Here is a 14,230-nt window from a genome sequence, read left to right on the forward strand (position 1 = left end):
CGAGGATAGTCAGGCGGCGGGGAGGCGGGGTGGGGCGGGGCCGCCCGCGGCGGTGCGGGCGGCCCGGCCGGGGAGGTCAGCGGCTGTAGCGCATCAGGGCGCGGACCATGTGGCAGGTGGTGTCGGACGGCGGGTGGATGCCGATGCACTCCGCGGTGCTGCGTATCCGGCCGTTGTGCGCCTGGTCGGGCAGGTGCACTCCGGAGTCGAGCAGGGCGATGGCGAGGCGCATGGCCTTCAGTCGGCGGTTGTGGGTGATGTACCACTGCCGGGGGCGCCCGGCGGGCAGCGGCTGCTTACGGAGCGGGGTGTACGGCAGGTCGGACAGGGCGGTGGTGGCGGTCGGCTTCGCGGTGGTGGCGGCAGCGGGCACGGGCATCCTCCAGTCGCGGTCCGAGGCACGGGCGGGTGGCCCCTGCCTCTCGAACACTGCTTCTATTCTACTCCGCGCCACTGACAGTCGAAGGCCAAAATCCCCTGGCCAGAGGGGAGTTGGGGCTCCGTCAGGCAGTGTGTGCGGACGTCCCGGAGGGCGTGGGCGATGGCGGGGCGGTCGGCTCAGGGCCTGGGGCGGGGCGTGCGTACCGTGGGGGGATGGAGATCTGGATCAACCCCGCGTGTTCGAAGTGCCGCAGTGCGCTGTCGCTGCTGGATGCGGAGGGCGCCGAGTACACCGTGCGGCGCTATCTGGAGGACGTGCCCTCCGAGGACGAGATCAGGGATGTGCTGGACAGGCTGGGGCTTGAGCCCTGGGACATCACCCGCACCCAGGAGGCGGCGGCGAAGGAGCTGGGGCTGTCGGACCGGGCCGCCTGGCCGCGGGACGCCTCGGCGCGGGACCGCTGGGTGGCGGCGCTGGCGCGGCACCCCAAGCTGATCCAGCGGCCCATCATCACCGCGGAGGACGGTACGGCGGTGGTGGCCCGTACCGAAGACGCGGTTCGCGACGCACTGGCCCGGCCGGGCACCGCGTCCTGAGCCCACGGGGGAGGCCGGCCGGGGGCCGGGGCGGGGTGTCGCCGTAGGCGGGGTGTCTGCTTCAATGGCGGGCATGGCAGGCTTCCGGAACTCCGCGACGGGGCGTCCCGTTCTGGAGCCCTTCTGGCCTTCCCGTCAGCACCACGACTTCGACCGGATGTGTTGCCCCGCGAGGACCGCGCGGGCCCGCTGAAGCCGTTCACCGCTTTCGACGCCGGTACGGCCGACGGCCGCGCGCACGACGTACGTCCACCGACGACCTCTCGCGCGAAAGAGCTGACCTCCATGGCACCCACCCCTTCCCTGTCCTCCGTGTCCTCCGGCCCGGCCTCCGCTCCCCCGCCCCGGCTGCGTGCCGTGGGGCGGGGCGAGGTGGCCGGTATGGCGGAGTTGCTGCCGCCCGGTTCCACCCTGCTGCCCGCTCCCCCGCACACCCTGCCGGTACTGCCGGGGGATCCGCCGATGGTGGGCTACCTGGTGCTGGTACCGGCCGACCCGCACCGCCCCGCCGTCCCGCCCGAGGCCGGGGGCGCGCCCCACGGCGACCGGCTGGTGCGGGTCGACACCGCACGCCGCACCGCCACCGTCGACGGACGCCAACTCGACCTGACCTACCTGGAGTTCGAGCTGCTGGCGCATCTGGTGGCGCATCCGCACCAGGTGCACAGCCGGGACCATCTGGTCGGCACGGTGTGGGGCTACGGGCATGTCGGGGACGGGCGGACCGTGGATGTGCATATCGCGCGGCTGCGGCGGAAGTTGGGCGCCGCACACCGGGACCTGATCCGTACGGTGCGGCGGGTGGGCTACAAGTACAGCCCGCCGCACGGGCGTTGAGGCGGACCCGGAGCGGGGGTGGGGCTGGCACCACCCCCGTGACGGGTGCTGCGCCCCGTGCCCCGGGGGCCGGACTTGGCCAGACTGGCCGTATGACCACACGACCGGGCGGCCCCGCGTCCGCCCCACACTCTGCCCTCGCTCCCTCCGAGCTGCGCCGGCGGCTGGTGCCGGCCGGGCGGGCCGCCGGGCGGGGGCTGGTGCTGGCCGTGCTGGCGCTGGGCGGATCGCTCCTGCTGCTGGTGCCGGTGCTGGTGTCACTGGCCCTGATCCCGCTGGGGGTGGGTCTTTTCACCACTCCTCCGCTGCTGCGGGCGGTGCGGGCGCACGCGGACCGGCGGCGGCTGCTGGCCGCGTCCTGGTACGGGCTGCGCGTCCCGGCCGCGCCGCCGCTGCCCGAGCCCGCCGGGGGCGGTCCGCTCGCCCGGGCACGGCACTGTCTGGCGCTGCTGCGGGAGCCCTCGGTACGACGGGACCTGGGGTGGCTGCCGGTGGATCTGACGGCGGGCGCGGTCCTGGCGCTGCTGCCGCCGGCGCTGCTCGCGGAGGGTGTCTTCGGGCTGCTGCTGCCGATGGGCCTGTGGCGCCCGGTGGTGGCCGCGGCCGACGGCTACCGGTTCGGCTTCGTCCCGGTGAGCGGGGAGGGCACCGCCGTACTGGCGGCGCTGCTGGGGCTGGTGTGGCTGGTGGTCGGGGTGCTGTTCGGGCCGGCGCTGGTGGGGGCGCACTTCCGGCTGGTGCGGGCCGTCCTCGACCCGCGGTCCCCGGAGGAGCTGGCGCGGCGGGTGGACCGGCTCACCGCCACCCGGCATGACGCGGTGGACACCTCGGCCGCCGAACTGCGCCGGATCGAACGGGACTTGCACGACGGGGCGCAGGCCAGACTGGTCGCCATGGGGATCGGTCTGGGGGCGGCGGAGGCCCTGCTGGAGCGTGATCCGGAGCAGGCCAGGCGGCTGCTGGCGGAGGCCCGCAGTTCCTCCGCCGAGGCGCTGGCCGAACTGCGGGACCTGGTCCGCGGCATCCATCCGCCGGTGCTGGCGGAACGCGGACTGGCCGACGCGGTAAGGGCGTTGGCGTTGCGGCTGCCCGTCGCCACCGATGTGCGGGCCGAGTTGCCGGAGCCGATCGCGGAACCGGTGGAGTCCGCGGCGTACTTCGCGGTCAGTGAGCTGCTGACCAACGCGGTGAAGCACTCGGGGGCGGAGCGGATCCGGGTCGAGGCGTGGCAGGACGCGGGGCGGCTGCGGATCACCGTGTCCGACGACGGGTGCGGGGGTGCGCGGGCCGGTGCGGGGGGCGGGCTGGCCGGGGTGGAGCGCCGGCTCGGTACCTTCGACGGTGTCCTGGCCGTCCGCAGCCCCACCGGCGGCCCCACCCTGGTCACCCTGGAGATTCCGTGCGCGTAGTGCTGGCCGAGGACCTGTTCCTGCTGCGGGACGGGCTGGTGCGACTGCTGGAGGCGTACGGGTTCGAGATCGCGGCGGCGGTGGAGAGCGGGCCCGAACTGACGGTGGCGCTGGCCGAGTTGGAGCCGGATGTGGCGGTGGTGGACGTACGGCTGCCGCCCACGCACACCGACGAGGGACTTCAGTGCGCGCTGGCGGCGCGGCGGGCGCGGCCGGGGCTGCCGGTGCTGGTGCTGTCGCAGCATGTGGAGCAGTTGTACGCACGGGAGTTGCTGGCGGACGGGCAGGGCGGGGTGGGCTATCTGCTGAAGGACCGGGTGTTCGACGCGGACCGGTTCACGGACGCGGTACGGCAGGTGGCGGCCGGGGGGACCGCGATGGATCCGCAGGTCATCTCCGAGCTGCTGGCGCGGCGTTCGGCGGACCGGCCGCTGGCGGCGCTGACACCGCGTGAGACGGAGGTGCTGGAGCTGATGGCCGAGGGCCGCTCCAACGCGGCGATCGCGGCCCGGCTAGTGGTGACCGAGCGGGCCGTGGCCAAGCACACCTCCAATATCTTCACCAAGCTGGACCTGCCGGTCTCGGACGACGACAACCGCCGGGTGCTGGCCGTACTGGCGTATCTGGACCGCGACCGCTGAGCCGGTGCCGCCGGGTTCGCCGCCTCGACCACCGAGGCAGGCGGGTTGGGGCCGTCAGGGTGACTGCGGCGGCGCGTCGGGAGGCCGGACCCGGCGGCCCACCGTGCCCGTACGACCCTGTCGGCGGCGGGATCTCGTCAGGTTCGCACACAGCGTTGCCCCGGTTCGGGGCCGGTGGTTAGCGTGCGCTGCACATGCACCCGTCGTCGCCCGTGTTGCACACCCGAGCATGTGTGGGGGGTCCCGTTGCCTGTCCCGTTCCGGCCTGCCTCGCCCCGGTCCGAGCCGCATCAGAGCCGCACCGCCGAGTCACCGCACCACCGCCGTAGCGCCCAAGTGCCGTCCGTACCAGGGCCGTTGGGCGCCCCGGGGCCCTCGCGGCGGGCGCTGCTGGGGGCGGCGGGGGCGCTGGGAGCGGGCGGGGCGCTGCTGGCTCCCGGCTCCGCCTCGGCGGTACCGGCGGTCCCCGCGGCGCGCGGTGCGGCGGAGCCGGTGGCCGCCGCCGGGGCCGCGCTGCGCCGTCTACTGCCGCACCACGCCGGGCAGTTCACCCTGCGCACCGTCGAACCCGCCGGATCCGGCGACCACTTCAGGGTGTCCGGCAGCACCGGCCGGATCATCGTCGAGGGCACCACCGCGGGCACCCTCCTCACCGGGGTCCACTGGTACCTCAAGTATGTGTGCGGGGCCCAGATCGCCTGGCAGGGCAGCCGGTTGGAGCTGCCGTCCCGGCTCCCGGCGCCCACCCGGCCGCTGTCCCGCACCACGAAACTGCCGCACCGCTTCGCCCTGAACGACACCAACGACGGGTACACCGCGCCCTATGCCGACTGGCCGTACTGGGAGCGGATGATCGACATCCTGGCGCTGCACGGCTGCAACGAGGTGATGGTGGTGGCCGGCACCGAGGCCGTCTACCACCGGCTGCTGAAGGACTCCGGCTACTCCGACACCGAGGCCCGCGCCTGGCTCCCCGCCCCCTCCCACCAACCATGGTGGCTGCTACAGAACCTGTACGGCTACGGCGGCCCCCTCTCCGCCCAACTCGTCGCCAAGCGAGCCCAGTTGGGGCGGCGGATCGCGGACCGGCTGCGCGAGCTGGGGATGGCGCCGGTCCTGCCCGGCTACTACGGGCATGTGCCCAAGGACTTCGCCGAGCGCGCCGGGGGTGACGCCCATGTCGTCCCGCAGGGCACCTGGCACGGCTTCGACCGGCCCGCCTGGCTCGATCCGCGCACCGAGTCCTTCGCCCGCACCGCCGCCGCCTTCTACCGGCACCAGCAGGACGTCTTCGGTCCCGCCGCGCACTTCAAGATGGACCTGCTGCACGAGGGCGGCACCGCGGGCGACGTACCGGTGCCGGACGCCGCCGCGGGGGTGCAGCGGGCGCTCGACTCCGCGCATCCGGGCGCCACTTGGGTCATCCTCGGCTGGGAGGCCAATCCGCTGCCCGCACTGCTGGACGCCGTGGACAAGCGCCGGATGCTGATCGTCGACGGTGTCAGCGACCGCTACACCTCGGTCACCGACCGGGAACGCGACTGGGGCGGCACCCCGTACTGCTTCGGCACCATCCCCAACTTCGGCGGGCGCACCACCATCGGCGCCCGCACCCATCTGTGGAACGAGAAGTTCTTCGCCTGGCGCGACAAGGCGGGCAGCGCCCTGGCCGGCACCGCCTTCCTGCCCGAGGGCACCGACCGGGACCCGGCCTGCTTCGAGCTGTTCTCCGAACTGGCCTGGCTCGACACGGCACCCGAGCGCTCCGACTGGTTCGCCGGATACGCCGACTTCCGCTACGGCCCCGACCCCGAGGCCAGAGCCGCCTGGCGCACCCTCGCCGACACCGCCTACCGGCACACCGCGGTCGAGCGCAGCGACCCGCACGACTCGCTCTTCGCGGCCCGCCCCGACCTCTCCGCGACCCGCGCCTCCGTCTACGCCCCGAGCGCCCTCACCTACGACCCGGCCCGGTTCGACGCGGTACTGGCCCATCTGCTGGCCGTCGCCCCGCAGCACCGGCGCAGCCCGGCGTACGGCTACGACCTGGTGGACGTGGCGCGGCAGGCGCTGGCGCACCGCAGCAGGCAGTATCTGCCGCTGCTCAAGTCGGCCCACCAGCGCGGCGATCGGGCCGCGTTCGGCACCCTGGCCGCGCTCTGGCTGAAACTGATGCGGCTGTCCGACGACATCGCCGGCACCCACCCCGGGTTCCTGCTGGGGCCCTGGGTGCGGGACGCGCGCGCCCTCGCCACCACCGACGCGGAACGCACCGCCTTCGAGCAGACCGCCAAGGCCCTGATCACCGTCTGGGGCGGCCGCTCCACCGCGGACGGCGGCAAGCTGCACGACTACGGCAACCGCGAATGGCACGGTGTGGTCGGCGAGTTCTATCTGCCGCGGTGGCAGCGCTGGCTGGACGAGGTGGCGGACGCGATGGCCGAGGGGCGGGAGCCGAAGCCCGTCGACTGGTTCGCGATGGAGGAGCCGTGGACCACCTGGCGCCGCGACTACCCGCTGCGCCCGGTGGGCGACCCGCACCGCACCGCCGCCAAGGTTCGCGACACCCTGGCCGCCGCCCCCTACCAGGGCGCGGTGACCGTACGGGCCGAGCCGGCCGCGTTCCCGCCCGGCGGACGGGCCACCGTGTCCGCGGAGTTCCGCAACACCAACGGGCTGGCCCCGACCGGTGCGGTGGACTTCGCCCTGGAAGGCCCCGACGCCGAACCCGACGGCGGCACCACCCTGCCCTCCGTCCCACCGGCCGGCCGCGGCACGGTCCGCTGGCGCGCCACCGCCCCCTCGGCCCCCCTGGACCGCCCGCTGCGCCCCCTGCCGTACACGATCACCGTGCGGTACGGGCCGAAGGGGCAGGAGCGGGTGGCGGATGTGCAGCGGGGCACGCTCTTCGAGGCGGGGCCGCTGGCCGCGGGCTGGCACACCGTCTCCACCAACGACGCGGTCTTCGGGCAGCTCGGCGAGCGCTTCGCGGTCAACGGGGGCGGCGCCGACCTGTGGAAGGGCACCGCCGAGTTCGGCTGCGCGTACCGCGGTGGCGTCCTCACCGACGGCACCTCGCTGCTGCTGACGGTCGACTCCCAGCAGAACACGGGGAGTTGGGCGCGCGCCGGGATCGCCGTACGCAACCGCCTGGCGGACGCCGCCTCGGGCGGCTTCCTCGATCTGGCGGTCACCCCGGGTAACGGTGTGGTGCTGTCCTGGGACTCCGACGGCGACGGCACCCTCGACACCTACCGCGGCCTCGCCGGGGTCAAGGCGCCGGTACTGCTGCGGCTGCGGCGGCACGGCACCGACTTCACCGGGGACTGCTCCACGGACGGCGGGGCGAGCTGGCGGACGGTGGCCACGGTGGCGGTGCCGCACGCGGCGGCGGCGCAGGACGCGGGCCTCTTCATGAGCGCGACGAACGCCGGCGGCACCCGCGGCACCGTCGAATTCAGCGGCTGGCACGTGGAGTAGCGCCCGTCCGGGGCGGTGACCATCGGACGATTCGCTCGTTCTGGTCAACGTGCAGTCACAGGATGTCGCCACCCGCCCCGAAGAGACACCCGGCCCCGTCGTGGACGTGGAGCAGGCCGAGGCCGCGCTCATGGAGCACTATCCGCGGCTGGTCCGGCTCGCCTATCTGGTGCTGCCGCCGAAGCTGGGCACCGGCCGCCGCGTCCTCACCGCGCACGCCCTCGCCCAGCGCGCCCTGCCCCGCTCCCGTAGCACCGCCCCCGCCGCCACCGCGGTACGGCTGCCGGGACAGCGGGGCCCCGGGGACGGCGGGCCGGTCACCGACCCGGGGTACGCGCTGGTGCGGGAGCGGGTGCTGCGGACCGCGCTGGAGGCCTGTCTGCCGCTGCGGCGGATGGCCTGGCCCCGGCGGGCCCAACTGCCCGCGCTGCTGCCGCACGTCTGGGGCCTGCGGCTGTTCCCCCGCTCCGGTGGCACCGGTGAACTCGCCCTGGAACAGCGGCTGTCCGCGCTCTCCCCGGCCGGGCGGGCCGCCTGCGCGCTGCTCGGCCCGGAGCGGCTCACCGAGGACGAGGCGTTCGACCTGCTGGACGCGGCCGGGGTGGACGACCCGGACGCGGCACTGGACGAGGCGACCGGCCCCGGCGGCGGGGACGCTCCCGCGGCGGAGACCGTACGGCTGCTGTCCTCCCCGGAGTTCGACCCGTGTGTGCTGCACGCCAGGCCCACCGATCTGCTGCGGCGCCGCCAGCATCTGCGGGCCGCGGGAGTGGCCGCGGCGGCCGTCCTGGTGTGCGGGGCGCTGCTGGGGATGCCGGGTGACGGCTGGGGTCCGGACGGTGCCGCGGCCCCGCCGTACGCGCGCAATCCGGCCGGGCAGGCCGCGCTGGACCCGGAGCGGCTGATGACGGTGGCACCGGCGGCCTGGCGGAGCGCGGCCCGGCGGGACTTCGCGGTGTGGCCGGCCCGCGGCTCCCTGGTGCGGGACCGCGAACTGCTGCGGCGGGCGCTGGCGGTGTGGGCCCGCCCCGGCCGCCAGGTCCATGTCTCCGCCACCCCCGGCACCCCCGCCGGCGCCCCGCCCGGCCCCCCGCGGCTGCTGTACGCGGGCCGGGTCGACGGGGCGCGGGTGGTGCTGCTCTACGACGGGATGCGGATCGCCCGGTACGCGGAGCCGGCGCACGGCACCGCGGGCGCGGCGCTGGACTTCTCCCGGGTGGACGGCCCCGCCGAGGGCGAGTCGGACGCGGTGGTGCTGGACCGCTCCGACGGCAACGTCCGTTATCTGACGGCCCCTTGGGTCCGGTCGACCGCGGTACGGGACCTGCTGAAGCCGCAGTCGCCCGCCAAGCCGCTGCACCGCACCGCGGACGGTGTGACGGAACCGATGGCGGGCCCCCCGGTCCGCGGCGGCTGCTCCTCCTGGCGCACCCTCCAGGTACGGCCGGCCGACGACGGGTCCCCGGACAGCGGCGCCTCTGATGCCAGCGGTACCGGCGACGGCGTCACCGGCAATGGCGTCACCGGCGAGAGCGGTACCGGCAACGGCCTTGCTGGCAACGGCCTTGCTGGCAACGGCCTTGCCGGCAATGGCAGTTCGGGCGGCGGTCGGCTGCTGACTGACCTCGGGGAGCTGACCCCCGCCCATCTCACCGCGGGCCGCCCGGGCAGCCCCGGGGAGGCGACGGGCGAGCAGGCGCTGGCGGACTGGTCGGCCACCGCCTGCTCCCTCGCCGCCCTGCGCAGCGAAGGCGTCCGCACGGTCAACGCCTGGCCCTACGCGCAGCAGCAGTTGCCGGAGGGCAACGGGCAGGCGGCCTGGCTCTGCACCCGGGCCGACACCTGGCGCGGCACCGGCACCCGGGTACTGGCCCAGGTCAGGACGCCGGGGAACACCGCCGCCGCGATCGCCGCCCAGGCCCGGGACACACCGGACTGCGGCAGCCGCGCCCCCCGCGTACTGGCCGGGGTGCTGTGGAAGTCCCAGGCCGGCACCTGGTACCTGCTGGGCGCGGGCAGCGAGAACGTGGCCTCGGTCCGTGCCTCCGGCGATGTCGACGGCTCCGCCGAGGGCAATGTCCTCGCCGTCCCGGCCGAGCAGGGCGCCAAGGCACGACTCGACGGCACCCTCACGGACGGCGACAAGCTGGAGCCGCTGCACTGAGCGCTGGGGGAAGCCTCAACACGCGGTGGCGGCCGGTGAGTTGGCACTGGCCGACGGCACCGCCCAGGGTCACCGCGCAGCAGGCAGCGGGCAGGCCGGCGGCCGGACCGCCGTGCGTCACCGTCCGCCCGCGATCGGTAGAGTTGCCGGCATGACGACCGGGGTGCGCCGCAGGATGGGTGTCGAGGAACGGCGGCGGCAGTTGATCGGGGTCGCGCTCGACCTGTTCAGCCACCGCCCGCCCGACGCCGTGTCGATCGACGAGATAGCCGCCGCGGCGGGCATCTCCCGACCGCTGGTGTACCACTACTTTCCCGGCAAACTCGGCCTGTACGAGGCGGCGTTGCAGCGGGCCGCGGACGATCTGGTGGAGCGGTTCACCGAGCCGCACCAGGGTCCGCTGGGGGCGCGGCTGCTGCGGGTGATGAACCGCTTCCTGGAGTTCGCCGACTCCCATGGGGCCGGTTTCTCGGCCCTGCTGCGCGGCGGTCCCACGGTGGGCACCGCCACCACCCATGTACTGATCGACTCGGTGCGGCAGGCCGGATACGAGCAGATCCTGTCCCACCTTGAGGTCGAACAGCCGCCGATGCGGCTGGAGTTGGTGATCCGGTCATGGATCTCGCTGGCCGAGTCCACCGCGCTGATCTGGCTCGCGGACCGCGGCATCCCGCGGGGCGAGCTGGCCCGGCAGCTGGTGCATGACTTCGCGGCGCTGAGCGCGGTGAGCGCGGCCTACGACGAGGAGGTGGCGGGGGTGTTGCGGCGGGTGCTCGCCGACGAGCCGGGGGACGGCCCGTTCGGCGAGCTGGTGACCCGGCTCGCGGCCCTGCTGCCGGCCACCGCGGCGGCCGACTCCGCCTGAGCGGGACACGAGGCCGGTGGCTCAGTCGGTGAACCACACCGTGGCGTCCGCGGGGATCACCGTCTCCCGCTCCCCCACCTCGACCTCCTGCGGCGGGCAGCTCGCCAGCAGTACCCGTCCGCAGTCCGGCAACCGCACCGCGGTACCGGTGGTGTTGGCGGCGCAGACCAGGGTGCGGCCGTCCGCGGAGACCCGGCGGTAGGCGAGCACCCCCTCCGGGGTGTCCAGCCACTGGACGGACTCGCCCGCGCCGAGCGCCGGGTGGGCGCGGCGTACCGAGAGCGCGGTGCGGTACAGCTCCAGGGTAGAGCCCGGCACCCCGGTCTGCGCCTGCACGCTCAACTCGCCCCAGCCCTCGGGCTGCGGCAGCCAGGACCCGGCCGGGCCGAATCCGTACGAGGTGCCCTCGCGGGTCCAGGGGATGGGGACCCGGCAGCCGTCGCGGAAGCCGTCCTGCCCGGCGGCGCGGAAGAAGGACGGGTCCTGGCGGACCTCGTCGGGCAGGTCCACCACATCGGGCAGGCCGAGTTCCTCGCCCTGGTAGAGGTAGGCGGAGCCGGGCAGCGCCAGCATCAGCAGGGTGGCGGCGCGGGCCCGGCGCAGCCCGAGTGCGGGGTCGCCCGCGGTGCGCAACTGGGTACCGAGACCTGGTGGGTTGGCGTAGCGGGTGGTGTGGCGGGTGACGTCGTGGTTGGACAGTACCCAGGTGGCGGGGGCGCCGACGGGGCGCATGGCGTCGAGCGAGCGGTCGATGATGCCGCGCAGTTCCACCGCGTCCCAAGAGGCGCCCAGATACTGGAAGTTGAACGCCTGGTGCAGCTCGTCCGGCCGCACGTAATTCGCCGTACGCTCCACCGTCGGCGTCCAGGCCTCCGCGACGAACACCCTCTCGCCCGGGTACTCGTCCAGGATCCTGCGCCAGGCGCGGTAGATCTCGTGGACGCCGTCCTGGTCGAAGAAGGGCATCACATCGTTGCCGAGGAGCTTGAGTTGGTCGTGGGAGCCGAGGTCGGGGAGGCCCGGGGCCTTCACCAGGCCGTGGGCCACGTCGATGCGGAAGCCGTCGACGCCCATGTCCAGCCAGAAGCGCAGGATGGAGCGGAACTCGTCGCCGACCGCGGGGTGTTCCCAGTCGAAGTCGGGCTGCTCGGGGGCGAAGAGGTGCAGATACCACTCGCCGGGGGTGCCGTCCGGTTCGGTGACCCGGGTCCAGGCGGGCCCGCCGAAGATGGACTCCCAGTCGTTGGGCGGGAGTTCACCGTGCTCGCCCTTGCCGGGGCGGAAGTGGTAGCGCTCCCGCAGCGGGGAGCCGGGGCCCTGGGCGAGGGCGCGCCTGAACCACTCGTGCCGGTCGGAGGAGTGGTTGGGCACCAGGTCGACGATGACGCGCAGGCCCAGGGTGTGGGCGTCGCGGATGACGGCGTCGGCGTCCAGCAGGGTGCCGAACATGGGGTCGACGGCGCGGTAGTCGGCCACGTCATAGCCGGCGTCGGCCTGCGGGGAGGCGTAGAAGGGGCTCAGCCAGACCGCGTCGACGCCGAGGTCGCGCAGGTGCGGCAGGTGGGCGCGGACGCCTTCCAGGTCGCCCATGCCGTCGCCGTCGCTGTCGGCGAAACTGCGGGGGTAGACCTGGTAGATGACGGCGTCGCGCCACCAGTCGGTGTGTCGCATGGAGGCCTCGGTGACGGCGGAGGAGAAGGCGGGCGGCCGGGCGGCCGGTTGCTGACTCATGTCGTCCTTGTGCGTCGGAGTGCGTCGGAATGCGTGGCGGGTGCAGGGGGGGCGGCGGGCGGTCAGCCCTTGGTGCCGCCCGCGGTGAGGCCGGTGACCAGGTTCTTCTGCACCAGGTAGAAGACGACGGAGACGGGGATCGCGATCAGGACCGCGGTGGCCGCCATGTAGTTCCACTGCGCGTCGTGCTCGCTGATGAAGCTCTGGAGGCCGACGGCGAGGGTGTACTTCTGGTCGTCGAGCATGAAGGTCGAGGCGTACGCCACCTCGCCCCAGGCGGTGATGCAGGTGTAGAACGCGGCGACGGCGAGACCCGGCCGGGCCAGCGGCAGGATGAGCCGCCAGAAGGTGCCGAAGGGCGTCAGCCCGTCGACCCGCCCGGCCTCGTCTATCTCGAAGGGGATGGTGTCGAAGTAGCCCTTGAGGAGCCAGGCGCAGTAGGGCACGGCGGTGGAGCAGTAGATGAGGATGAGGCCGCCGTAGGTGTCCACCAGGCCGAGGTCGGCGAGGATCATGTACAGCGGCACCATCAGGACCGACACCGGGAACATCTGGGTGCAGAGCAGTACCCACATCAGCCTGCGGTAGCCGGGGAAGCGCATCCGGGACACGGCGTAGCCGGTGGTGGCGGCGACCAGGACGCCGACGACGGTGGTGCCGAGGGAGACGACCGCGGTGCTCAGCAGCCACTTGAAGAAGTTGGTGTGCTGGAACACGAAGGCGTAGTTGCCGAGGGTGGCCTTGCCGAAGATGCCCTCCGGGTGCAGATAGTCGTTCTTGCCCGGGCCGAGGGAGAGGAAGACCAGCCACCCGATCGGGAAGAGGGCGATCAGCGCGGCGGCGATGAGGGCGGTGTGCGAGAGCAGGGTGGCGGTGCGGCCGGTTTCGCCGCGGCGGCGGGTCCGGGGGGCGGGGCGGCGGGGCCGGTCCTGGGTGGGCTCCCCGGCGGTGTCGGGTGCGGCGGGCGTCGTCGTACTCATCTCGGCGGAACTCCTTTCCTCAGACGGCGAGTTGGTCGCCCCGGCTGAGCCAGCGGCGGTATGCGGAGGTGAAGACGATCAGGATGGAGAGCAGCAGTACGCCGTAGGCGGCGGACTGGGCGAAGTCGCGGGGCTGCTGGCCGAAGCCGAGGCGGTAGGCCCAGGTGACGAGGATCTGGGCGTCGGGGGCACCGTTGGCGCCGAACAGCAGGAAGATGATGGCGAACTGGTTGAACGTCCAGATGACGCCGAGCAGCACGACGGTGGAGCTGACCGTTCTGAGCCCGGGCAGGGTGATGTGCCGGAACTGCTGCCAGGCGGTGGCGCCGTCCATCTCGGCTGCTTCGTAGAGGGTGTTGTCGATGGACTGGAGGCCGCCGAGGAGGGAGACCATCATGAACGGCACCCCGCACCAGGTGTTGACGCCGATGGCGGCGAGCCGCTGGAAGAAGGTGTCCTCCAGCCAGGCGGGTTGCGGCAGATGGAGTGTGCCGAGCACCGAGTTGATGAGGCCGGAGTCCGCGAGCATGATCCGCCAGGAGAAGACGGTGACGAAGGTGGGCACCGCCCAGGGCAGGATCAGCAGCATCCGGTAGAGGGTGCGGCCGCGGAGCCTCTGGTTGAGCAGCAGCGCCAGACCCAGTCCGATCAGGTAGTGCAGCAGCACACAGGACACGGTCCACACCACTGTCCACAGGAAGTGCGACCAGAAGCGGTCCCAGGCGGTGGGGCCCCAGAGGATGTCGGCGTAGTTGTCGAGGCCGATGAACCGGTAGGTGGCGTCGATGTGGCGGACGCCGATGGTGCGGGCCGAGTTGAGGCTGTTGGCGTCGGTGAGCGTCAGATAGAAGCCCCGCACCAGCGGATACCCCACCAGCACCCCGAGCACCACGACCACCGGCGCGACCATGGCGTACGCGTACCAGTGGCGCCGCCAGGAGTCGGCCAGGCGTGTCAGGAGGCGGGGGCGGCGGGTGGCCGGGCCGTCGACGGCGGTTGTCATGGTTCTTCGGGACCTTCCGGGAGTCGGGCGGCCGCCCGTGCGGGTACGTCCCGGGGGCGCCCCGGGCCCCCCCCCCCGGGGGGGGGGGGGGGGGCCGGGGGGGGCCGGTTTTATTTACGCCCCCCCCGGGGCCAAGGCCCCA

11 protein-coding genes are annotated in these 14,230 nt (G+C 73.7%); 7 read left to right on the top strand and 4 right to left on the bottom strand.

From position 1 onward, the window contains the following. Positions 1-76: 76 nt before the first annotated feature. Positions 77-373, bottom strand: a complete 297-nt coding sequence (locus ACFVST_RS09530; RefSeq protein ID WP_390148760.1) for a hypothetical protein — start codon at positions 371-373, stop codon at positions 77-79. Between the two features lie 221 nt (positions 374-594). Between ACFVST_RS09530 and ACFVST_RS09535 the strand changes: the two genes are divergently transcribed. The 7 genes from ACFVST_RS09535 to ACFVST_RS09565 all read left to right on the top strand — a co-directional run bounded on the left by ACFVST_RS09535 (position 595) and on the right by ACFVST_RS09565 (position 10,374). Further along, positions 595-978: an arsenate reductase family protein gene (locus tag ACFVST_RS09535; RefSeq protein WP_390148550.1), complete on the top strand. Its 384-nt coding sequence runs from the start codon at positions 595-597 to the stop codon at positions 976-978. A gap of 285 nt (positions 979-1,263) precedes the next feature. Next, positions 1,264-1,815 carry a winged helix-turn-helix domain-containing protein gene (locus ACFVST_RS09540; RefSeq protein ID WP_390148552.1) on the top strand — a complete coding sequence of 184 codons (552 nt, stop codon included), beginning with the start codon at positions 1,264-1,266 and terminating at the stop codon, positions 1,813-1,815. A 92-nt stretch (positions 1,816-1,907) separates the two neighbouring features. Further along, positions 1,908-3,224, top strand: coding sequence for a histidine kinase (locus ACFVST_RS09545; RefSeq protein WP_390148554.1), 1,317 nt, complete (start codon positions 1,908-1,910; stop codon positions 3,222-3,224). Further along, on the top strand, positions 3,215-3,865 hold the full coding sequence (locus ACFVST_RS09550) for a LuxR C-terminal-related transcriptional regulator (RefSeq protein ID WP_390148556.1): 651 nt from the start codon (positions 3,215-3,217) through the stop codon (positions 3,863-3,865). Before ACFVST_RS09545 ends, ACFVST_RS09550 begins: the two co-directional genes overlap by 10 nt. 336 nt (positions 3,866-4,201) lie before the next feature. Further along, positions 4,202-7,345: an alpha-N-acetylglucosaminidase gene (locus ACFVST_RS09555; protein ID WP_390148557.1), complete on the top strand. Its 3,144-nt coding sequence runs from the start codon at positions 4,202-4,204 to the stop codon at positions 7,343-7,345. Between the two features lie 49 nt (positions 7,346-7,394). Continuing rightward, positions 7,395-9,509 (top strand): hypothetical protein, encoded by a 2,115-nt coding sequence (locus tag ACFVST_RS09560; RefSeq protein ID WP_390148559.1) that lies wholly within the window; start codon positions 7,395-7,397, stop codon positions 9,507-9,509. Positions 9,510-9,660: 151 nt separating this feature from the next. Continuing rightward, the gene (locus ACFVST_RS09565; RefSeq protein WP_390148561.1) at positions 9,661-10,374 is read left to right on the top strand and encodes a TetR/AcrR family transcriptional regulator; all 714 of its coding nucleotides are present in this window, start codon (positions 9,661-9,663) and stop codon (positions 10,372-10,374) included. A 21-nt stretch (positions 10,375-10,395) separates the two neighbouring features. Here ACFVST_RS09565 and ACFVST_RS09570 read toward each other — a convergent pair whose 3' ends face one another. The 3 genes from ACFVST_RS09570 to ACFVST_RS09580 form a co-directional block, all read right to left on the bottom strand. Then, positions 10,396-12,105, bottom strand: a complete 1,710-nt coding sequence (locus ACFVST_RS09570; RefSeq protein WP_390148563.1) for a glycoside hydrolase family 13 protein — start codon at positions 12,103-12,105, stop codon at positions 10,396-10,398. 62 nt (positions 12,106-12,167) lie between these two features. Continuing rightward, positions 12,168-13,085 (bottom strand): sugar ABC transporter permease, encoded by a 918-nt coding sequence (locus ACFVST_RS09575; RefSeq protein ID WP_390148565.1) that lies wholly within the window; start codon positions 13,083-13,085, stop codon positions 12,168-12,170. A gap of 19 nt (positions 13,086-13,104) precedes the next feature. Continuing rightward, positions 13,105-14,088 (bottom strand): carbohydrate ABC transporter permease, encoded by a 984-nt coding sequence (locus tag ACFVST_RS09580; protein WP_390148567.1) that lies wholly within the window; start codon positions 14,086-14,088, stop codon positions 13,105-13,107. Positions 14,089-14,230: the final 142 nt, after the last annotated feature.

The sequence above is a fragment of the Streptomyces sp. NPDC058045 genome (assembly GCF_042885635.1).
Lineage (GTDB): Bacteria > Actinomycetota > Actinomycetes > Streptomycetales > Streptomycetaceae > Streptomyces.